General features: G+C 32.7%; 21 protein-coding genes. 12 read left to right on the top strand and 9 right to left on the bottom strand.

Annotated elements, in window-relative coordinates:
* Positions 1-133: 133 nt before the first annotated feature.
* The 8 genes from hisS to valS all read left to right on the top strand — a co-directional run bounded on the left by hisS (position 134) and on the right by valS (position 9564).
* Positions 134-1375, top strand: a complete 1242-nt coding sequence (gene hisS, locus MFS40622_RS08110; RefSeq protein ID WP_012981188.1) for a histidine--tRNA ligase — start codon at positions 134-136, stop codon at positions 1373-1375.
* Positions 1376-1419: 44 nt separating this feature from the next.
* The gene (gene cofF, locus MFS40622_RS08115; RefSeq protein ID WP_012981189.1) at positions 1420-2286 is read left to right on the top strand and encodes a coenzyme gamma-F420-2:alpha-L-glutamate ligase; all 867 of its coding nucleotides are present in this window, start codon (positions 1420-1422) and stop codon (positions 2284-2286) included.
* Between the two features lie 131 nt (positions 2287-2417).
* Positions 2418-3350 carry a diadenylate cyclase gene (dacZ, locus tag MFS40622_RS08120; RefSeq protein WP_012981190.1) on the top strand — a complete coding sequence of 311 codons (933 nt, stop codon included), beginning with the start codon at positions 2418-2420 and terminating at the stop codon, positions 3348-3350.
* Positions 3351-3358: 8 nt separating this feature from the next.
* Positions 3359-4621, top strand: coding sequence for a homoaconitase large subunit (gene hacA, locus MFS40622_RS08125; protein ID WP_012981191.1), 1263 nt, complete (start codon positions 3359-3361; stop codon positions 4619-4621).
* A 90-nt stretch (positions 4622-4711) separates the two neighbouring features.
* Positions 4712-5356 (top strand): HPP family protein, encoded by a 645-nt coding sequence (locus MFS40622_RS08130; protein ID WP_012981192.1) that lies wholly within the window; start codon positions 4712-4714, stop codon positions 5354-5356.
* On the top strand, positions 5357-5752 hold the full coding sequence (locus MFS40622_RS08135; protein WP_012981193.1) for a helix-turn-helix domain-containing protein: 396 nt from the start codon (positions 5357-5359) through the stop codon (positions 5750-5752).
* Positions 5753-5789: 37 nt separating this feature from the next.
* Positions 5790-6824, top strand: a complete 1035-nt coding sequence (locus MFS40622_RS08140; RefSeq protein WP_012981194.1) for an ATP-binding protein — start codon at positions 5790-5792, stop codon at positions 6822-6824.
* A 100-nt stretch (positions 6825-6924) separates the two neighbouring features.
* On the top strand, positions 6925-9564 hold the full coding sequence (valS, locus tag MFS40622_RS08145) for a valine--tRNA ligase (protein WP_048197519.1): 2640 nt from the start codon (positions 6925-6927) through the stop codon (positions 9562-9564).
* 45 nt (positions 9565-9609) lie between these two features.
* Here the strand turns inward: valS and ilvE are convergent, their stop codons facing one another.
* From ilvE to pstS, 6 genes are all read right to left on the bottom strand, one after another.
* Positions 9610-10476 carry a branched-chain-amino-acid transaminase gene (gene ilvE / locus MFS40622_RS08150; RefSeq protein ID WP_012981196.1) on the bottom strand — a complete coding sequence of 289 codons (867 nt, stop codon included), beginning with the start codon at positions 10474-10476 and terminating at the stop codon, positions 9610-9612.
* Positions 10477-10568: 92 nt separating this feature from the next.
* Positions 10569-11240 (bottom strand): phosphate signaling complex protein PhoU, encoded by a 672-nt coding sequence (gene phoU / locus MFS40622_RS08155; protein WP_012981197.1) that lies wholly within the window; start codon positions 11238-11240, stop codon positions 10569-10571.
* A 24-nt stretch (positions 11241-11264) separates the two neighbouring features.
* Positions 11265-12023, bottom strand: a complete 759-nt coding sequence (gene pstB / locus MFS40622_RS08160) for a phosphate ABC transporter ATP-binding protein PstB (RefSeq protein ID WP_012981198.1) — start codon at positions 12021-12023, stop codon at positions 11265-11267.
* Between the two features lie 24 nt (positions 12024-12047).
* Positions 12048-12893, bottom strand: a complete 846-nt coding sequence (pstA, locus tag MFS40622_RS08165) for a phosphate ABC transporter permease PstA (RefSeq protein WP_012981199.1) — start codon at positions 12891-12893, stop codon at positions 12048-12050.
* Complete coding sequence (pstC, locus tag MFS40622_RS08170; RefSeq protein WP_012981200.1) at positions 12880-13818, bottom strand: phosphate ABC transporter permease subunit PstC; 939 nt, start codon at positions 13816-13818, stop codon at positions 12880-12882. The genes pstA and pstC overlap by 14 nt, the downstream gene beginning before the upstream one ends.
* A 245-nt stretch (positions 13819-14063) precedes the next feature.
* Positions 14064-15191 carry a phosphate ABC transporter substrate-binding protein PstS gene (gene pstS, locus MFS40622_RS08175; protein ID WP_012981201.1) on the bottom strand — a complete coding sequence of 376 codons (1128 nt, stop codon included), beginning with the start codon at positions 15189-15191 and terminating at the stop codon, positions 14064-14066.
* Positions 15192-15349: 158 nt separating this feature from the next.
* On the opposite strand from pstS, the gene MFS40622_RS08180 reads away from it, so the two are divergent.
* Together MFS40622_RS08180 and MFS40622_RS08185 are read left to right on the top strand one after the other, a co-directional pair.
* A complete protein-coding gene (locus MFS40622_RS08180; RefSeq protein WP_012981202.1) occupies positions 15350-16234 on the top strand; it encodes a 7-cyano-7-deazaguanine synthase in 885 nt (294 codons plus the stop codon).
* On the top strand, positions 16224-16823 hold the full coding sequence (locus MFS40622_RS08185; protein ID WP_012981203.1) for a hypothetical protein: 600 nt from the start codon (positions 16224-16226) through the stop codon (positions 16821-16823). Before MFS40622_RS08180 ends, MFS40622_RS08185 begins: the two co-directional genes overlap by 11 nt.
* Here the strand turns inward: MFS40622_RS08185 and serA are convergent.
* Positions 16818-18392: a phosphoglycerate dehydrogenase gene (gene serA, locus MFS40622_RS08190; RefSeq protein WP_012981204.1), complete on the bottom strand. Its 1575-nt coding sequence runs from the start codon at positions 18390-18392 to the stop codon at positions 16818-16820. The genes MFS40622_RS08185 and serA overlap by 6 nt on opposite strands.
* Before the next feature lie 464 nt (positions 18393-18856).
* On the opposite strand from serA, the gene carA reads away from it, so the two are divergent.
* Complete coding sequence (gene carA, locus MFS40622_RS08195) at positions 18857-19921, top strand: glutamine-hydrolyzing carbamoyl-phosphate synthase small subunit (RefSeq protein WP_012981205.1); 1065 nt, start codon at positions 18857-18859, stop codon at positions 19919-19921.
* Between the two features lie 81 nt (positions 19922-20002).
* Entirely contained in the window at positions 20003-20770 is a 768-nt protein-coding gene (locus MFS40622_RS08200; RefSeq protein ID WP_012981206.1) for an HD domain-containing protein, read from the top strand.
* A 5-nt stretch (positions 20771-20775) separates the two neighbouring features.
* On the opposite strand, the gene MFS40622_RS08205 is transcribed toward MFS40622_RS08200, so the two are convergent.
* Both MFS40622_RS08205 and arcS read right to left on the bottom strand, forming a co-directional pair.
* Complete coding sequence (locus MFS40622_RS08205) at positions 20776-21267, bottom strand: hypothetical protein (protein ID WP_012981207.1); 492 nt, start codon at positions 21265-21267, stop codon at positions 20776-20778.
* Positions 21268-21274: 7 nt separating this feature from the next.
* On the bottom strand, positions 21275-22888 hold the full coding sequence (gene arcS / locus MFS40622_RS08210; protein ID WP_012981208.1) for an archaeosine synthase subunit alpha: 1614 nt from the start codon (positions 22886-22888) through the stop codon (positions 21275-21277).
* Positions 22889-22974 lie beyond the last annotated feature (86 nt).

The raw sequence follows: 22974 nt of genomic DNA on the forward strand, positions 1-22974 counted from the left end.
TTCATGGTTAGTTCACTATCAATCCTTATGAATATAAAAATATTTTTGCAAACCACGTTGTAAAACAAAGATTTTATAAATTGGCTTTGCTATTCTATTTTAACAAAAAACAAAAGTATTAAGGATGATAGGAATGTTCCAAAAACCAAGAGGAACAAGGGACTTTTTACCAGAAGAGATGAAAAAAAGAAGATTTATTGAAAACAAGTTGAGAGAAGTATTTGAGAGATATGGTTACAAAGAGATATTAACTCCAACCTTTGAAACTTTTGAGTTGATAGCAAAAAAAACAGGAGAAGAGATTAGAAAGCAGTTGTATGTGTTTAAAGACCATGGTGGAAGAGAAATGGCTTTAAGGCCAGAGATGACATCTCCAGTTGTTAGATTCTATTTAAATGAATTAAAGAATTTGCAAAAACCCTTAAGGCTTTATTACTTTGCCAATTGCTTTAGATATGAAAGACCACAGGCAGGGAGGTTTAGAGAGTTTTGGCAGATGGGTTGTGAGCTAATTGGATGTAAAGAGCCATTGGCAGATGCTGAAGTTTTAAATTTAGCAATGGATGGATTGATAAATATTGGTTTGGATTTTGATGTTCATATAGGACATCTGGGAGTTTTAAAAGGTGTGTTAGAGGAGTTTAATGTTAGTGAGGAAGAAGAGGTTAAAATAAGAAGGTTGATAGATAAGGAAGATTATGAAAATTTAGAAGTTTATTTAAATGAAATTTTGGGAGAGGAGAAGAAAGAGTTAATATTTGATATATTAAAATTTAAAGGAGGGAGAGAGATTTTAGATGAACTAAAAGAGATATTGAAAGATTTCCCAAAATCTATAGAGGCGATAAAAAACTTAGAAAAGATTTTAGAATTTGTTATTCATGATAAATACACAATAAACCTTGGAATTGCGAGGGGTTTAGATTACTACACTGGAATGGTATTTGAGATATATGGAAAGAAGGGAGCTAAGCAGATATGTGGTGGAGGGAGATATGATAATTTAATAGAGACGTTTGGAGGAGAACCAACACCAGCTGTTGGTTTTGCCTATGGATTTGATAGAATTATGATGAATATCGATGATTTAGATATTGAGGAAGAAGGCATCTTAATAATCCCAGTAAAAAAAGATAAGGAATTAATTAAAAAATCATTGATTATAGCTGATAAGTTAAGAAAGGCAGGAAAAATAGTGGAACTTGAAATTATGGGTAGAAAGTTGAGAAAGGCATTAGATTACGCAAATTCAAGAGGATTTAAGAAGGTAATTATTGTTGGAGAGAAAGAGCTTAATGAGGGGAAGGTAACTTTAAAGGACATGATTACAGGAGAGCAAAAATTAATTAGTATAGATGAATTGGTAAATATTTAATCTTAATTCTTAGTTTCTCTATAATTTTTATTTCTGGGATGTTTATGGTGAAGATAACAATTTTATCCCCAGAAGGAAAAAGTTGCAGTGTATGGAGCTTAAAAAATGAGATTGAAAAATTAGGGGCTGAGTGTGATATATTTTTATTATCACATCCTGAAACATTAATGAGTTATGATTTTAAATTAGAAACGGACTTAATTCATTCAAGATGCGGAATAGGAGATTATTTTGACCGGCTAACTTTGTATTCTTGGCAATTTATAAATGCATTGGAAGTTGAGGGCTGTAGATTTATAAATCCAATTAAAACTCTCTACCTTACATCAGATAAGTTTAAATGCATAAAGTTACTTGCAAAGAATAATATAAAGACACCAAAAACAGCATTAATTAGAGATTATGAGGATGCAGTTAAATTTATTGAGAAATATAATATTGAGTTTCCAGTAATTGTAAAAAATTCCTTCTCAAAGTGTGGTTTGAAAGTATTTATGGCAAAAAATTATAATGAGTTGAAGGAACTTACAAAGAATGCAATATGGGAAGGGAAGATTATACAGGAGTTTATTGATTTTAAGGAAAATGGCTTATATAAGGATATGAGAATATTAGTTGTTGATGGAGAAGTTGTTGGTGGCTATAGAAGAGTTAGCAGAGATTTTAGAACCAACCTATATTTAGGGAATATCGTCGAGAAACTAAATATTGATGAGGAACTTGAAGAATTGGCTTTAAAATGTGCCGAGTTATCTGAGGCTGTAATTTTAGGAGTAGATGTATTACCAACAAAAGACAGTTATTATGTTATTGAACTCAACTCTTCCCCAGGAACTAAGGGCTTTAGAGATATAGGAATAAATGCAGATAGAAAGATAGCTGAAGCTTTAATTAGGTATGCAAAATCTTAAAGAGACATTAAGGGGACGAAATCCCCTTTTAATGTATCCGTTTTGATAAAGCTTTTACTAAAAGGTGTATGTAGATAAAAAATAGCAGAGGCATTAGTTAGATACGCAAAGAGATAATTTGGTGTTTAAAAATGAATGTGGCAAAGTACATAATAAAGCATGGGTTGGAGTTGGCTTATGATATTAAGGCAGATGCGTTGATGATATTTACTGAAACTGGCAAATCTTATGAACTGCTAAAATCTCTTTTAAAAAGAGATGATTATCCAAAAATAAAGAAAGTACTCGATAAGATGACCCATAAAGATGTAAAAATAATTGTTGCCACACCAAATCAAGTAACTTATAAAAAAATTTCTTATGAAAATGAAAAGAATATTTATCCTATCTTTATTAAACATAGAGAGGATAATAGATGTATGATAATAAGTAGTGGGATAGTGCATGCCCTTAAAATGAAAATTTTAAAAGAAAATCACAAGATTGTTGCAGTTGTAGGGGAACCAAAAACTCCTGGGAAGTTGGATACAATAATGGTTGTTAATGTAAAAGAGCATGTAAAGACAATAACTTTGTATGAACTCTTTGAAACATTGGATGAAAAACAGAAAAAAACTTTAAAAGAGGTTATAAAATTAGCTATGGAAATTGGGAGAGAGGGGAGAGAAGGGGAGTATGTAGGAACGATTTTCGTTATTGGAGATACCTTAAACGTTATGAACATGTCAAAACCTTTAATATTAAATCCATTTGCTGGACACAATGCAAGTATATTTGATGAAAATGTAAAAGGGACTATAAAAGAGCTATCTTCTATTGATGGAGCATTTATAATTACTGATGAGGGTAAAGTAGTTTCAGCAGGTAGATTTTTAGAGACAAAAGGAGATGTTGATATACCAAAAGGTTTAGGAGCAAGACATGTAGCTGCTGCATGTATAACAAAAAATACAAATGCAATAGCTGTGACTGTCTCTCAGAGTGGAGGAGTGGTTAGAGTATTTAAAGATGGAAAGATTGTTTTTGAGACTGACCCAAGGGCAAATATAATATTCTTTGATTAGGTGGTAGTGTGGCATTGGTGGAGAAGATACTATCAAAAAAAGTTGGTTATGAGGTTTGTGCAGGAGATAGCATTGAAGTTGAAGTTGATTTGGCAATGACTCATGATGGGACTACACCTTTAGCTTACAAAGCTTTAAAAGAGATGAGTGATAGCGTTTGGAATCCAGATAAGATAGTTGTTGCATTCGACCACAACGTCCCAGCAAACACAGTTAAAGCTGCTGAGATGCAAAAATTGGCTTTAGAGTTTGTTAAAAGGTTTAATATTAAAAAGTTTCATAAGGGTGGAGAAGGGATATGCCATCAAATATTAGCTGAGAATTATGTTTTACCAAACATGTTCGTAGCTGGTGGAGACAGCCATACATGCACACATGGGGCTTTTGGAGCTTTTGCCACTGGGTTTGGAGCTACTGACATGGCTTACATCTATGCAACAGGAGAGACATGGATTAAAGTGCCTAAAACTATTAGGGTTGATATTGTTGGGAAAAATGAAAATATCTCTCCAAAAGATATTGTTTTAAGGGTTTGCAAAGAAATTGGAAGGAGAGGAGCGACATATATGGCTATTGAATATGGTGGAGAGGTTGTTAAAAACATGGATATGGATGGGAGGCTAACATTATGTAACATGGCAATAGAGATGGGAGGTAAGACTGGAGTTATAGAGGCTGATGATATAACCTATAATTATTTAAAGAAAGAAAGAAATCTGAGTGATGAGGAAATTGTAAAACTAAAAAAAGAAAGAATAACTGTAGATAGGGATGAAGCAAACTACTATAAAGAAATTGAGATTGATATAACAGATATGGAGGAGCAGATAGCAGTTCCTCATCATCCAGATAACGTAAAACCAGTTAGTGAGGTTGAAGGTACTGAAATAAATCAAGTTTTTATAGGTAGTTGTACAAATGGGAGATTGAGTGATTTAAGAGAGGCAGCTAAGTATTTAAAAGGCAGGGAGATTCATAAAGATGTTAAATTAATTGTCATTCCAGCATCAAAAAAGGTTTTTATGCAGGCTTTAAAAGAGGGGCTTATTGATATATTTGTCAAAGCTGGGGCTATGATTTGCACTCCTGGATGTGGCCCTTGCTTAGGAGCTCATCAAGGAGTTTTAGCTGAGGGAGAGGTTTGTTTATCAACGACAAATAGAAACTTCAGAGGGAGGATGGGGCATATAAACAGCTATATCTACTTGGCATCTCCAAAGATTGCCGCTATAAGTGCAGTTAAAGGGTATATAACCAATAGATTGGATTAATAGAATAGGTATTAAAATTTCTAAAGAGATAGAAATAAAAACATTAAGCCAAATAACATTATTTTATCATAAACATTTTCTTGTGATACTATGAAAGTTAGAGATTTGATGGATAAAAATTTTGCTAAGATATATGTGGATGAGACCGTTGAGGATGCAATAAACTTATTAAAAAAGAAGAAGAGATTCTCTGCACCTATTGTTGATAAGGAGGATAAATTAGTTGGTTGGGTAACTACATTAGAGTTGTTAGGCATATCAGAAAAAGATTTTAAAAAGCCAATAACAGAGTTTATGAGACCTGCTGAGGAGGTTATTACTGTATATGAAGATAATGAGGCAAGAGATGTGGTTTTAAAGTTCGTTAAGTATAAAGTTGTTAGCATCCCAGTTTTAACAAGGGATGGTAGAGTTGTAGGAATGGTTAGAAACTGTGATGTTGTTAAAACGTTAGCTAAGTTGTATGAAATCCCAGTGTATAAGATATTTAAGGAATTGCATAATCATATTGGAGATATAAGCTGGGAGGAGTTAATGGAAGCAGCAGCGGTTGTAACAAAGAGAATGACTGGAAAGGAAATAACCCCAAAAGAGTATGAAGAGAGAATTAAAAAAACAACATTTGGAAAGGCAATTTGGGCTTGTGGTGGTTTGGAAAAGTTCTTTGTTGGACTTATTGAGATAGGTATGGTTGCATTGGCAAGAAAATTGGCAAAAAGAAGGAAAGGGGGTTGAATGAGGATAGAGGATGAAATAAAAAACATGATTGAGAGGAAGGATTATGATTTCTGGGAGTTTTTAAAAAAGGCTTATGAGAATAATATAAAGTTAGATATTGGGCACTTCATCCTTTTAAATATTCTTATTGGAGTTGATGATTTATACCATAAACTATCAGAGAAGTTTGGAGAAGAAGAAGCAAGAAAAATATTGGAAAGGAATAAAATATTTGCAAAAAACTCTGATTTTATATCTGGAGAGTTTTTAAAAGATTATATTGATAGAAAGAGTAGAGTAGCAGTGCATAACAGAATAAAGGATTTAAAAACACTTGGCTTTAAAATAGAGAGTAAGTCGGGACCTTTTGGTGGATATAAAATAGTTGGTTATCCAGAATGGTTTAAGAAATAACGCTTTTTTATTATTTTTAGTAGTAAAGGTGAAGATTATGAAATTCTACAATAGAGAGAAAGAATTACATTATCTAAAAACCTACTGCCAATTAGAACCAAACTCTATTTTATTCGTTTATGGGCCTAAATCGTCAGGTAAAACAACTGTTATGTTAAGAGTTATTGAGGAGTTATCTAAGAGGGATGATTTGGTATTTTTCTATTATGATTTAAGAAGATATGCAACACCAACAAAAGAAGAGTTTTTAAAAATATTTTTTGAAAAATCGGATAAAAAGTATGTGTTAAATAGATTTGAGGTTAATCTAAAAATATGGAAGTTTGGAGTTGAAGAAAAGTTTAATTTTGATGAATCATCTCTAAATGATGTGTTTGATAAGATTTACGAAGGAATTGAAGCAGTTGTTAGAGATGGAAAAAAGCCAGTTTTAATTATAGATGAGCTGCAGAAATTAAAAAATATCTACTTTAATGGAAATGGTAAAGATAAATCTTTATTGAATGAGTTATTTAATCTCTTTGTGCATTTGACTAAAGTAAGACATCTATGCCATGTTATTTGTCTAACTTCTGATACCTTATTTATTGAAGAGATATATCAAAACTCTACTTTAGAAAATACTTCCGAATATTATCTAATTGATTGGTTAAGAAAAGGAACTATAAGAGAGATTTTAAAAGAAGAAGGTTTTAATGAGGAAGAGATTAATTATGCCTTAAATTATCTATCCTTACCTTATGAAATCTCCCAATTAATAAATAATAAAAAATTAGGTTTATCTGTTGAACAAACTATAAGACAGTGGATAAATATTGAGAGGGATAAAATCCTATATTTAATATCAACTCAAAAAGAATTTGAAATGGAAAGGTTATTTAATACTTTAAAATTATTTGAAAATAAAATAAAAGTTGATATTAGTGAAATTATAAAAAACAATCTCATAGATGAAATTAAATTTTTAATTAAAAATGAGATTCTATTTTATGATGTGATTAATGGTATTGTAAAACCAATTTCGATAAAGAAGTGGTATGCTATAAAGGAAGTAATTTTAGCAAATAAATAACTTTTTAATTAAATGTATGAATATATTGCAGAGTTATTTATTTAAACCTTAACTATTTTTATTAAATTAAAAACGCTCTAAAAGATTAATGGTGATTTACATGGAGATGCCAAAGGATTACAATATAGAGATTGAGAAACAAATACAAAAAAAGTGGGAAGAAAGTAAAATTTACAAATTTGATGAAGAGAGTAATAAGCCACCATATATTATTGACACTCCTCCACCATATCCAACTGGTAGATTACACTTAGGACATGCTTTAAACTGGACTTACATGGATATAATAGCAAGATACAAGAGAATGAAAGGATTTAATGTTTTATTCCCACAAGGTTGGGATTGCCATGGATTACCAACAGAGGTTAAGGTTGAAGAGATACACGGCATAACAAAGTCAGATATTGATAGACATAAATTTAGAGAGTTGTGTATTGAGCTAACAAAAGAAAACATTGAAAAAATGAGAAGACAGATAAAATCTTTAGGAATTTCTATTGATTGGGATAGGGAGTATATAACAATGACCCCGGAGTATATTAAAAAATCCCAAACTGCCTTTGTTAGGATGTATAAAGATGGATTAATTTACAGAGGAAAATTCCCAGTAAATTGGTGTCCAAGATGTCAAACAGCTATTGCATTTGCTGAAGTTGAGTATAAAGAGAGAGAAAGTAAGCTAAACTATATAAAATTCCCTGCTGCTGATGGAGATGGATATTTGTTGATAGCAACAACAAGACCTGAATTAATGGCTGCGTGTGTTGCTATCTTAGTTCATCCAGAAGATGAGAGATACAAGCATTTAATTGGAAAGGAGTTTATAGTTCCATTGTTTGGGCATAAGGTTAAGTTATTGGCTGATGAGGACGTAGAGAAGGAGTTTGGTACTGGAGCGGTTATGGTTTGTACATTTGGTGATAAGACAGACGTTTTATGGGTCAATAGGCATAAATTGGAAATTAAGAAGGCAATTGATGAGAAGGGAGAATTAACAGAAATAGCTGGAAAGTATAAAGGATTAAAGACAGAGGAAGCAAGAGAGAAGATTATTGAAGATTTAAAGAAAGAGGGTTATTTAGTTAAGCAAGAACCAATAAAACAGAATGTTGGTGTTTGTTGGAGATGTAAGACACCAATTGAAATTATCGTTACTGAACAGTGGTTTGTCAATGTTAGAAAGTTAATTCCAAAAATTAGAGAGGTTGCTGATGAGATTAAATGGGTTCCAGAGCACATGAAAATTAGACTGCTGAATTGGATTGAGGATATGGATTGGGACTGGGTTATAAGTAGGCAGAGGATTTTTGCTACACCAATACCCGTTTGGTATTGTCCAAAGTGTGGAAATGTAGTTGTTGCTAAAGAAGAAGATTTGCCAATAGACCCAACTAAAACAAGCTATGTTTGTGATAAGTGTGGAAACACTGATTTAATCCCAGAGACAGATGTTTTAGATACATGGATGGACTCTTCAATAACACCAATGGTTATAACAAAGTGGTTGGATGATGATGAATTCTTTGAGAAGCATTATCCTGTCCAACTAAGACCACAAGGACATGATATAATTAGGACGTGGGCTTTCTATACCATAGTTAAGTCAATAGCTTTAACTGGTAAGAAGCCATGGAATGAGATTGTTATAAATGGAATGGTGTTTGGAGAAGATGGGCATAAGATGAGTAAAAGTAGAGGAAATGTTGTAGAGCCAGATGAAATTATAACCAAGTATGGAGCTGATGCTTTAAGATTGTGGGCAAGTAACAGCGTTGTTGGAGACGATGTCCAATTCTTATGGAAAGAGGTTGATTACGGCTATAGATTCTTAAGGAAGTTCTGGAATGCCTGTAGATTTGCTAAAATGCACATAAGTGATGATATTATTGATGAATTAAAGAAACCAATGGAAATTAGCAACCCAATTGATTTATGGATTTTGAGTAAGTTGCAGAAGTTAATTGAAAGAGTTGATAGAGATTTAGAGAATTATAGGTTTAATACAATAGTAGAAATTTACAAATTCGTCTGGCATGAGTTCTGTGACAACTACATAGAGATGGTTAAATACAGACTGTATGGTGATGATGAAGAGGCAAAGAAAGAAGCAAGATGGACATTATACTATGTAATTGACAAATTAGTTAGATTACTTTGTCCATTCGCTCCACACTTCTCTGACTATATGGCAGAAATTTATAAAATAGATAATCTCCACTTCTCATTCCCAGAAATTGATGAGAGATTTATAAATGAAGAGGCAGAGAGATTTGGAGAGATAGCTAAAAATACAGTTATTTCAATTAGAAGATTTAAAGCAAATTCAGGGATGGCCTTAAATGCTCCATTAAAATACGTTGAGATTTATACAGAAGATGAAGAGACATACAATGCGTTAGTTAAAACAGCTGAGGACATTAAAGGAACATTAAAAATTGAAGAACTCAAAATAATTAAAGGCAAACCAGCCCTTGAATCAAAGATTGTTGAAATAATCCCTGATAAATCAAAGATAGGGCCTGAGTTTAAAAAGAATGCCAAGTATGTTATGGACTTAATTAAGAATGCAGATGAAGAGACACTTGAAAAGATAATTAACGAAGGAGGTTTAGAAACAGAATATGGAGTTATTAGGAAAGAACACATTAAAGATGTCAAGAGAGCTTTGTTCTGTGAAGGAGAGGAAGTAGATTCAGTTGATATTGAAGGAGTTTTAGCAATGGCAATAATTAGAAAATAAAAAATATATAATGAAATAAACTAAATTTTTTAACTTTTTTATTTTTTATTCATCATAAATTTTTATTCCCCATTTTGTTCTAATTTCTTTAAACTTTTCTTTTAATTTTTTGGTAATCTCTCCAACTTGTTTATTGTTTATAACTCTACCATCTATCTCAAAGACAGGCACTATCTCAGCAGCTGTTCCTGTGATAAAGAGTTCATCAGCAGTGTATAAATCATGTAAGGTTAATGGTTCTTCAACAACCTCAATGCCCTCTTCTTTAGCTAATTTTATAACGACATCTCTTGTAATTCCTTTTAAGATACTCTGATAAACTGGAGGGGTCTTTAAAATTCCATTTTTAACTATAAAAATATTATCTCCGGTTCCTTCAACAACAAATCCCTTATCATCCAATAAAAATGCCTCATCAACTCCAGCATAGTTTGCTTGAATCTTTGCTAAGACACTGTTTAAATAATTGAGTGATTTAACTGCTGGATTTAAAACATCTACTGGCAGTCTTCTAACTGAAACGGTTATAACTCTAATCCCCTCCTCTCCTAATAATGGAGGCATAGGAATTGCTATACAGAAAATAGTTGGTTCATTACATTTTCTTGGGTCTAACCCTAAGTCACCAACTCCTCTTGTAACAACCAATCTTATATAGGCATCTCTCAGATTATTAACTCTCAATGTTTCTAAAACAACATCAATCATCTCTTCTTTCGTCAATGGGATGTCTATGCAGAGAGATTTTGCTGAATCATACAATCTGTCTATATGCTCTTTCAACATAAAAACAACGCCATCATAAGCCCTAATCCCTTCAAAAACTCCATCTCCATATAATAAACCATGGTCAAAGACAGAAACCTTTGCATCTTTCTCATCAACAAACTTTCCGTTCAAATATATTTTCATAATCTCCACCTTTAACTGGCTATGCAAAATAAAAATAATTAGTAAAATAATATAAAATTTTTTTGTTGTGATTCTCTCATATTATAAAAAAGTTATTGATTCATTTTTTCTTCTAATTCCTCCTCTTTTATCCTTTCTCCAGTAATCATATAAACAACTCTATCCCCTATTGAAGCAACGATATTTCCACTCCTCTCTAAATATTTAGCGGCAAAAATTATCTCAGTAGCTAAAGTTAAATTTTTCGGGTCTTCGAGGATTTTGCTTATCATACTTCTATATAATTGCTCATACAAATCATCTAATCTTTTGTCCATTTCATAAACTTCTCTTGCTAACTTCTCATCCCTATTTTTAAAAGATATCATTGCATTTCTTAGCATATTAACTAAGTAATCTTTCATAACAATTAATAACTCATTCTTTCTCTTCCCCTCTAAATTGGATTTTAGCAGTATTTTACATATCTTTGATGCATTATCTCCAACTTTCTCCAACTTTGAAGATATTTTAATAGCTGTCATTAACTCCCTCAAATCTCCAGATACTGGATGATATAACGCAATTGCTTTGACACACTTATCTTCAATCTCAATCTCCATTAAATCTATCTCATTATCTCTCTTTCTCACCTGTTTTGCGAGCTCTATATCCCCCTCTGTAAATGCTTTTACAGCATCTTCTATCTGTTCAATACATAAATCACCCATCTTCATTAAATCCTCTTCTATCTCTTTTAATACTTCATCAAATTTTTTTACCATTGTAATTCACCTTATAAAGTAATTTTAACCAAATCTACCACTGATATAATCATCCGTCTCCTTCTTCTGTGGGTTTAAGAATATCTGCTCTGTCTCTCCAAACTCAATTAACTTCCCCATTAAGAAAAATGCTGTGTAATCTGAAACTCTACTTGCTTGCTGCATGTTATGGGTAACAACAACAATTGTATAATCCTTAGCTAATTCAACCATCAATTCCTCTATCTTTAGGGTAGAAATTGGGTCTAAGGCAGAGGTTGGCTCATCCATTAATAAAACCTCTGGTTTAACGGCTATGGCTCTTGCTATGCACAATCTCTGTTGTTGCCCCCCAGATAATGATAAAGCGTTTTTGTGCAATTCATCTTTAACTTCATCCCATAAAGCCGCTTTCTTTAACGCCCATTCAACTATCTTATCTAATTCTTTTTTATCTTTGATTCCGTGAATTCTTGGACCAAATGCAACATTATCGTATATGCTCATAGCAAAAGGATTTGGCTTTTGAAATACCATTCCTACTCTCTTTCTTAGCTCATAAACATCAACATCTTTATCATAAATGTTTTTTCCGTCCAATAAAACCTCTCCTTTTATCCTAACATTACTTATTAAATCATTTAGCCGATTTAAACATCTTAAGAATGTTGATTTACCACATCCACTTGGCCCAATCAAAGCAGTTATTTTATTCTCATAAATTGGGATGTTTATATCAAATAGTGCCTGTTTTTCTCCATACCACAAATTTAAGTTTTTTGTTTCCATCTTTACCTTTGCCATTTCCATCCCTTTCTATTTTTTATTTTATAGCTTTATATCATCCTTTAAAGCATATCTTATTGGGACAAATATCGCTAAAAATATTATGAGCATTACTAAAGCTGCTCCCCATGCCATTTGGTGGTCTTCTATCGAAGGGCTTTGAACTAACGTATAGATGAGGAGAGGAATTGCCCCAACTGGCTCTAATGGATTTGTTGGATAAACCTCATAAAGCCCTCCAGCGGTGAATAGCAGAGGAGCAGTTTCCCCTGCAACTTTAGCCATTCCTATTAAAATTCCTGTTAATATTCCTTTTTTAGCCATCTTTGTAACAACTTTAAATATAACCTGTGCCCTTGTGCATCCTAAAGCATAACCCCCCTCTTTATAAATTTTTGGGACTTCTGCCATTGCCTCCTCTGTATAAACTGCTACATAAGGAGTTAATATTAAAGCTAAAGCCAAAGCTCCGGCTAAAGCTGAAAATGTTCCCATTGGAACAACTAAAATTCCCATAACAAATGTCCCAACCAGTATAGTTGGGAACTCCAACATTATCTGCAAAAGCATCTTTGTAGCTCTTCCAATAAAGCTATTTGGGAATTCATAAGCATAAGCTCCAGCTAAGAAAGCTAAAGGTAATCCAATAAGTGTTGCTAAAAATGTTAGCATCAACGTCCCAACGATTGCCGGTCCTATTCCTCCCTCACTTAAAGTCCCAGTTATGAAAGTTAATCCCCTTTCCATTATTATTGGCATTCCTTTTAAGACAATTGAAATAATGATGTGGAATAATGGAAGTATTGCTAATAAAGTTAATGCACCAACAACAAATAGAAATATTTTATCTTTAATCATCCTAATAGCTTTATGTTTAATGGGAGACATGCTCTCTCCACCTCTTCAAATAATAAATTCCAATGATATTAATAACCAGCCCTATAACAAACAGCACCAATCCAGCGGCGTAAAGAACTGAAGTCATGTATTCATACAAAACTGCATTTCCTAACTGATTTGCTATCAATGATGAGATTGTATAGCCCGGAGCAAAGAGCTTGTAAGTTAGGTTGAAAGAGTTTCCAATAACCAGTGAAACAGCAACCGTCTCTCCCAGAGCCCTACCAAAAGCCAATATAAGCCCAGAAATTATAGCTGGTCTTATGTATTTTATCAAAACCTTGGTAGTTTCATACCTTGTAGCTCCTAAAGCCACCAATCCCTCTTTATAAACAGATGGAATCATTGCATAGGCCTCTCTAATAATAGCCGCGGCAAATGGAGTAACCATTATTCCCAACAAAATTCCTGCTGATAAATAACAATAACCGGATAATGGAGGGTAATTAAAGAGAGGGATGAATGAAAAGTGTTCATATAAAAACTTCATAACGTGGTCTCTCAACAAAGGAACTAATATAAAAGCTCCCCATATCCCATAGATTATTGTTGGCAATCCAGCCATAATATCTGAGATTACTATTAAAGGATACTTTAGTTTTTTTGGGGCATAGTCATTAACAAATATTGCATAAGCTAGGGATAAAGGTAAAGCTATCAAAACAGCAATCGTTGCAGTATAAATGCTACCCCAAATTGGTGCTGCTAATCCATAAACTTCTTTTGATGCTTCTTCTGCGGCCTGCCAAACATTTGTTATAAACAAATCAATTCCATACCTCTCAATAGCCGGGAGTGCGTTGAAGAAGTAAAACCCCAATATTAGCACAAACAGGATAAAAACGATAAATATTGCTGGCAATGTTATTATTTTAAATTCATCCACTTTTTTTAGCATCTTTTTCAAATCCATAGTTTCTACCTAAGTTAGTATTTTATTACACTAATTGTGAATTAATTGTTAATTAAAATAGGATTAAGGTAGTATTTATACCTTACTTAAATAGACTTTCGCATTTTATATTCTCAATAAGGAACTTAGACGTGTAAGGGAGTCAACATGCAATAGAACCTCTATTTTTGTGAAGTCTCATTAAAAATCAGATTGTAAGAATCTTTAATTTTTAAAGCTAAAAAATAAAAAAGACTGAATTAGATTTATTCTTTTATCATATTTACAGCATTTAGTCCAATCTTAGCAACATCTTCTGGTAATCCTACATACCCTGGAGCTAAGTGTTCTGGTTTTTGCCCTTCAGTTAATACCCATGTTAAGAAGTCTTTTATAGCCTTGGCTTTTTCTGGTGAGTAGTGCTTACCATTTTTGTTTTCCCAGACTAATAAGTGGGTGAATGCAACTATTGGATAGGCATTATCTCCAGGAGCATCCAACATCTGCTTTAAATCTTCCTTATAACCTTCTGTTGGGTTAGGAATATTTGCTTTAACTTCTGAAACTGCTGCTTTTATTGTCTCATCTGTTGGCTTAACATATTTACCATTTTTGTTTTCTAATGCCGCAACAGGTAATTTATTTTCAACTGCATAAGATAACTCTGTATATCCAATTGAATACGGTGTTGATTTTATTATTGCAACAACTCCTGGGTTACCCTTTCCAGCAACTCCCCTACCCATCTCATCAACAGGCCAATTTACGACTTTTCCAGCTCCAACTTTATCAGCCCACTCCTTACTAATTAAGCTTAAGTATGTTGTGAATATAGCTGTTGTTCCACTTGCATCACTTCTATGGACAACGATAATCTTTTTATGAGGTAACTTATCAGCAATATCTGGATTTATTTTTTTGATTCTTTCATCGTCCCAATATACAATTTTACCTAAGAATATGTCAGCTAATACATCCCTACTTAATTTTAAGGTTTTATCTCCAATTTCTGGGATATTGTAAGTTACAACAACTGCCCCAACAATCTCTGGGAATTGTAATGGCTGGTCTCCAGTTTTTAAAAATTTATTCCACATGCTTTCTTTAACTGGGGGGTCAGTCCTTCCAATGTCAGTTAGACCCTTTAAAAATGCCTCTTGTCCGTATCCTGAACCTCCTCCCTCATATTCAATCTTGACATTTGGATGGGTTTTTTGATAATCTTCAATCCATTTCTCGATTTGGTATTTTGGAAATGTTGCTCCTGTAGTTCTAATTATTATTTTGGAAGGCTTTTCATTGGTTGAGGGCTGATTTCCTCCTACACATCCTGCCATAGATATTATTGGGACTATTAAGCACAGCCCCAATATCACTGCCAATATTTTTTTCACGGCATCACCTTTTGTAGGTTGTAGCTAATTTACGATAGATATTAAGATACACAATGGTATATAAAGTTTTCTATTTTGAATTAAAGTTCATATTTTATGAACATTCAATTTTAATAATTAAAAACCGATATTTAAAAATAAACAACTCATGTGAAACCATGGAATTTTCAGAATGGACAAAAAATAAAAGAAAATTAAACAACCTATATGAATTAAAAAGAGATATTATAGAACAATTTAAAGAAAAACATGCTTTAGATGAAGGTATTGTAGTTATGGCAAGTGGTGGAAAGGATAGCTCAACAGCTATTGCCTTAGCTAAGGATTTGGGGTTAAATATAGAATATTTAATACACTTCTACCATAGATGGAGTTGGGATGTATCAAAAAAAATGGTTGAAAAACTCTCTAAAAAATTTAATATTCCAGTCATATATTACGATATTACAGATGAGCTTTTAAAAAGGACTAAAGGAGCTAAAGGGAGCAGTATCTGCAGAATATGTAAAAATATCATGAAGGATAAGGCAGTAGATATAGCCAAAGAGAAGGGCATTAGAATAATCATGACTGGAGATTCAGCCCTTGAAAAGGTTTCTGGAGCAGTTATGAACTATCTAAGAGATGTTTATGGAGAGGTAGTTTATAACAGAATGGAATTAACCCCAGTTCCACAAAAATACAGCAAAGGAAAGGATAAGGAGGTTTTATTCTTTAGACCTTTGATAAGACTGGCTTTTGAAGATGTTTTAAAGCTAATGGATTATTACAACTTAAAGATAGAGAGAGCTTGTGAAGTAGGGGATAAAATTGGATTTTGGAGGGAGGGATGTTGTTTGCAGTATGCTGATGAAAACTCTCAGTTAGATGAAAATTTATTTAACGAACTCTACAAATATAATAAAATAGCTACAGAGATAGCAAAGAAGCATGGTTTTAGGGCATCTATAAAACTACCCTCTAAGAAAATTATAGTTGTGCCTAAAAAAGAGGAATATATAAATTTAATTAAAAACGCTTTGAGGGATATGGATGAAAGTTAAAGTTTATAGAGTTAGTGGAGTTACGGGCATTTTTTTAATACTGCTGATTTTACTGCTATTGGTAGTTTTGGCTATAATTGCCTTGCCAATATTCTTAGCTTTAATGCTGATATTTGGAGGATACTTTTTATTGAAATATAGGATAAAATCATTTTTCAGGAAAATTTGGTATAAACTTAGAAGAAAAAAGATAAAGATTGAGGATGCATCAAAAAATGGTGAGGTAAAGATAAATTTTGCCAAAAGAATAGAGATAGAAGATGGCACAACTAAGATAGAGAATATAAATAGTTTATTAACTCATTTAGATGAAAATACAAAAGTTTTTACCTATTATTTAAAAAATATTGGAGCAGAGTTTAGAGATGATGGCATTTACTTTAGAGGGTATAAGATATATCCAATCTATAAAAAATCATATCCAATAAATGAGATTATAAGCCTAAAATATCCAGAAAACACTGATGCAGTGATTTTGGGATTAAAAGGTAGCCCAGATGAACCAAAGTTTTTATATCTAATTCCAAAAGAGTTTTTAAAAGATAGGATGAGCATCTCTGAACTAAAAAGATTTGAAATTAACTTATAGGTTTACAATAGCGATATCTTTAATGTTTGGAATCTTCTTTAGCTTTTCAACAACTTCATCTGGGACTGTATGGTCTAAGTTTATAAGCATTACACTATCTCCTCCCGGCTCTTTTCTACCTACCTGCATACCGGCAATGTTTATACCATAATCTCCTAAGGTTACGCCAACCCTACCAATTATGCCAGGTCTGTCGATATGTTTAACGATAGCTAAAACCCCCTCTGGGATGAAACTAACTTCATATCCATCAACTTCTAAGATAACCGGCTTATTATTTATTATTGCCCCAACTATTGAAAACTTCTTCTTATCACTCTCAGCAATTATTTTTATTGCATTTCCATACTTCTCCTCAGAAGTTGTGCTTTCAACTACATTGATATTTCTGTTTTTAGCTATAATTGGGGCGTTAACTAAATTAATTCCAGCTAATAATATTGGTGATAAAAGTCCTTTTAAGAATGCCCTCTTTATTAAATCAGTGTTTTCTTTGGCAAGTTCTCCAGAATATACAAGCTCAACCCTACTAACAGAGCCATCCAACACTTGCATAACAATGTTTCCAAGCATCTCTGCCAGCAACATATATGGCTTTAGCTTCCCTAACTTCTCTTGGGGAATGTTTGGCATGTTTACAACATTTTCAGCTAGCTCTCCTCTTAAAATCTTCTTTATCTGCTCTGCCACTATAGTTCCAGCTGCTTTCTGTGCCTCTTCAGTTGAAGCTCCTTGGTGTGGAGTTCCTATAACATTGTCTAATGTTAATAATGGGTTATCCTTAGGAGGTTCTTCCTCAAATACATCCAATGCTGCTGCTCTAATTTTGCCTTCTTTTAATGCCTCATATAGGGCTTTTTCATCTATAAGTCCCCCTCTAGCACAATTGACAATTATAGCATTCTTTTTCATTAGAGCTATTTGTTCTTTTCCAATCATATGTCTTGTCTTTGGTGTTAATGGGACATGCAAGGTTATAAAATCAGCTCTCTTGCAGAGTTCATTAATATCATCAACTAACTCAACCCCCATGCTTTCAGCAACTTCTTTTGGGATGTATGGGTCGTAACCAATAATATTCATGCCAAATGCCTTAGCTCTCTTAACAACTTGTTGCCCTATCCTTCCTAAACCAATAACTCCAAGTGTTTTTCCATACAACTCAATGCCTTTAAACCTCTTTCTATCCCATTCTCCTCTCTTCAATGATGCTGTTGCTTGAGGGATGTTTCTTGCAGCAGCGAGCATTAAACCCATTGTTAGCTCTGCAACTGAAATTGATGAAGCATCTGGGGCATTAACTACTATAATCCCCTTCTCTGTTGCTGCATCAACGTCTATGTTATCTACTCCAACCCCAGCCCTACCAATAACCTTTAATTTTTCAGCTTTCTCAATAACATCTCTTGTAACTTTCGTCCCACTCCTAACAACCAAAACATCTGCATCTTTAATTTTTTCCAATAACTCTTCCTTTGTTAAGCCCGTTGCTACCTCAACCTCTCCAACTTCTTCCAATATTTTTATTGCATCCTCATGTAACGGGTCTGTAACTAATATCTTAACCATAACTATCCACCAAACATTTTTACTATCAATCACTATCAATAACCATAAGTTATAAAATAGATGTTGTCTTTAGCAATACCATAGATGATTATCCAATCACATATATATAAAATTCTCTTATAATCTATAGTGTTTTTCAAAATTCTTTAGAATAACCTTTTAGTAAAAAGCTTAACCAAAACCTAACACCTCCTCGCTTACGCTCGGAGGTGTAAATTAGAAAATTTTGGGGTATACCCACAGGACTTTCACAGTTTTTTAGATTATTAAGGAATTTAGATGCTAATGGCATCAATATTCAATAAAAAAATTATTCCTGTGAAAGTCCTGTGCCAATTAGGGGCATAGCCCCTATGGCTTCTAGAATAACTAAGGCACTTATGAACGCCTTCCTTTGGAAGGCGTTCAAATATTCCTAATTAATTTTATATAACCTTTTTGAAAAACACTATTTTGGTGGAATTATGGAGGCAGTGTTAATCTTAGAAGATGGAACAATTTTAAAAGGAAAAGGTTTTGGAGCAGAGAAGGAAGTTTTTGGAGAGTTGGTTTTTACAACAGTTATGACTGGCTATGTTGAAGTTTTGACCGACCCCTCATATAAAGGGCAGATAGTGATGATGACTTACCCATTGGAAGGGAATTATGGGGTTAAAAAGGATTGGTTTGAATCTGATGGTATAAAGGCAGAGGGTTTTGTTGTTAGAGAGGTTACAAGTAAAGCATTAGATGATTTTTTAAAAGAGTATGACATCCCCGGAATTCAAGATATTGATACAAGGTTTTTAACAAGAAAAATTAGAGATAAAGGGGTTGTTAAGAGCTGTTTAAAGGTTGCTGAGGAGATAACTGATGATGAAATATCTGAGTTGTTAGAGAAGGTTAAAAAGTATAGCGATATATCAGATATTGATTTAGTTCCATTGGTTTCAACAAAAGAACCAAAGATTTATAGAGCAGAAAACAAAAAAGCAAGATGTGTTTTAATTGATTGTGGAGTTAAGATGAATATTATAAGAAGCTTAGTTAAAAGGAACTGTGAAGTTGTTCAAGTCCCTTATAACACAAAATATGATGAAATCTTAGATTATAAGCCAGATTTTGTTTTAATCTCTAACGGACCAGGAGACCCAGCAAGGCTGAAAGAAGTTATTGAAAATATTAAAAACTTAATCGGTGTTGTCCCAATAACTGGAATTTGTTTAGGTAATCAGCTTTTAGCTTTAGCATTTGGTGGAGAAACATACAAGATGAAATTTGGACATAGAGGAGGAAACCAGCCAGTTAAAAACTTAGAGACACAAAAAGTTTATATAACATCCCAAAACCATGGATTTGCTGTTAAAGAAGAAAGTTTGCCAGATGATGTAGAGGTGAGCTTTATAAACCTAAATGATATGACTGTTGAGGGTATTAGGCATAAAGATTTGCCAATCTTCTCAATTCAATTTCACCCAGAGGCAAGACCGGGACCTCATGATACCATGTTTTTGTTTGATGAGATGATAAAGCTGAAAGATAGGAAATAACTCCTAAAAAATATTTTATTTTTATTATTTAATTTAATTAAATTTAATTTAAAAACAATTTTTATCTAAATGGGGAGAACCATGGATTATGATGAGTTAAAATCCTTAGAAGGTATTCCAAAGATGATTTATGATGAACTAAGTAAAAACAAAAAAGTCAATACTCTATTAAAAATGTCAAATATCATGGCTGTTGGTAGATTAGGCTATAACGACCACGGAAAAACACATGCTAAAATAGTGGCGAACAATGCAATAAAGATGTTAAAAATTTTGTATAAAAAAGGAATAGAACCAAGCTTTATGAGAGATTGCAAGGGTAGCTTTGAAGATTCCCTTGTTATAACTCTTTTGGGAGCTTATCTCCATGATATTGGAAATGCCGTGCATAGGGATATACACCATTTACATTCGGCATATTTGGCTTTGGATATCGTTGAGAGCATATTAAAAAAATACTATAAGGAGGAGAAAGCTTATCAGATGACTACTGAGGTTTTACATGCCATTTATTCTCACAGTGAAGGTATTATGGGCTTAACAATAGAAGCGGGAGTTATAGCTGTTGCAGATGGAACGGATATGACTAAAGGTAGATCGAGAGTCCCAATATGCAAAAAATGCTATGATATACATTCAGTTTCAGCGGCTTCTATTGAAAAAGTTGAGATAAAAGAAGGGAATGAAAAGCCGATACAAATTGAGGTAATATTATCAAATGAAGCAGGGATATTCCAAATCCAGGAGGTTTTAGGGGAAAAAATAAAATGGAGTGGAATAAAAGATTATGTCTCTGTATATGCGAGAGTTGAAAAAGAAAAACCGGTATTTGAGGAAATCATGATTTAAAAATTTTAATTACATACTTTTTCTTTTTGCTCTTTGCCCTTATATTCTAAATTTTCTAAGTATTTTGAAAACTCTTTTAAATCTGAAGTTCCTATTTTCGATATTGATTCGTTTATTATTATAGCCCTTAACTCATTCTCAACTGTTTTAAGTTTATCATTCAGCTCCTCTATCTCCTTATTTATATTCCATCTCACAGTTTCAAGTTCTTCTGTATTTATTTTCTCTACAGCATCTAACATTTTAACAATTCTCATGAAAACTGGGATGTTTGTAAATTTACTTAATCTTGGCAATATTGATTTTATAATATCAGCATCTCTTTTAAGATGCTTTAAATTTATATCTAAGTTTTCAAAATCTTCAAGGATATTTTCTAAATAGCTAATTTCATCTTTTGTCTTTATATATTCCCTTAATAAATCCCTCAATCTTTCTTTCTCTTTAAAGTTTTTGTCCTTTAATAGCAATAGCTCAGCTACCCTTTCAATCTCCATTAACTATTCACCTTTTAACGTTTCTTATATTTACTAAAGCTCCATGCTTTGCCTTTTTCATTTCAAAGCCACTCATCAAAGCTCTTCCAATTCCTAAGAATATGTTATCTTTAATTAAGACAACTTCGTCATTATAGGAGATGTTTTTATTGCAATCAACAAATCCAGGAGGGAAGAGAGAACCTTTTTTAATTTCATAATTTACTTCAACATAGTTAATATCCCTCCCCCCAGCATTCCACAGCAGTTCTCCCCCAGCTAAGGTTAAGATGAGCAAACCATTTTTTGGATTTATTGATGCTATTTGCTGATTTTTATTATTAATTTTTGTGAATATCTGTCCCTTATGATTTATAAATATTTCGTTAGGAATGAAATTTACTCCAAACTGAAACTTTGATAGCTGTTGAATATTATGAATCCTTTGCCCTTTTTTATTTATATTTTTATTTTTTGTTAGTTCTTTGTAATTTTTTAGCGTATCTGTTAAATTTTTTAAAGCTTCTTCTGATGTTGGATTTCCTTCAGAAGTTATAACAATATCCTCTAACTCCAAAATATCGAGGTAGTGTTCTGGTAAATGAGCTATAACAACATAATCATCAAATTTTTCTTCAACTTTCTTTAGGAAGTTTTTTAAGCAGCTATTTATTAGCTCTATCTCTTCAAAACACCACTCTCCAGTTACTGGGATGTCATAATTAACAACTCCTTCTAAAGCTCTCGGCACTAAGCCGTAAGGAGATGTTAAGATGACTTCTTCAACAACAACTTTTGCAGATTTTATTGCCTTTATAAACTTTTGGTGAGATTGAGATGTTGAGTAGGGCTTTTTTGATGAGCATGGCAATAGGACAATAATATTTGAATACGGTTCATATCTATCTAATCTCTCTAAGTATTTTTTAACTTCTGGAATGTTGATATTTGTAGTTACGATAATTTTATTCTCTTTTGATAACGGGATGTTTCTTAAATCTGGCTCATACCTTCTATAATTAGCCCACAAGTATGGATGAGATATAGATGTTTCTTCAACAACATTTCTTAAAAATCCATTTTTTATGGCAAATCTGATTTCTTCCAATATTTCTTCATAAATTTTTTTGTTGTGATTATATAGCTCCTCAAAGTTGTAGTTATCTACCTTTATAGCCCTATTTTTTGTAAATTTGTAGCCCATTGATGCATATAACTTAGCTAATGAGTCATCAAAGTAATCAACACCCATATAAACCAATAATGGCATTTCCCAAGGAAACACTGCTGGGAAGTAGATAGCTGAGTTTGGAGATATTTCCTCCCTAATTTTTGGTATTATCTGCAGTTCTTTTCTCTCTATTAATCTTCTTCCATCTGCTATAATATATAAATCGACATCCTCCAATTCAATTAAATCAACGTACTTACCAAAGTTTAGTATTTGATATTTAAATACATTACCTTTATATTCAACAGTTCCAATAAAGGATTTTTTAAATATTGGAGTTAGTTCTCTAAATGTATCAAAGGGCATCTTTATTCCATCAGCTTTAACATCAATTTCGATTAGCTTTGGAGTTAGCTCTTTATCATTCTCTTTGCACAATCTTCCGATATCGTAAGCTATAGGTTCAAGCATTTTATCACATTTAATGTTTTAATGTTTTAATTTTAAAATTCTGAAATAATTTTAAGTAAATTTTTATAACTACCTTTATTATAAAA

It is taken from the genome of Methanocaldococcus sp. FS406-22, assembly GCF_000025525.1.
Lineage (GTDB): Archaea > AGJL01 > Methanococci > Methanococcales > Methanocaldococcaceae > Methanocaldococcus.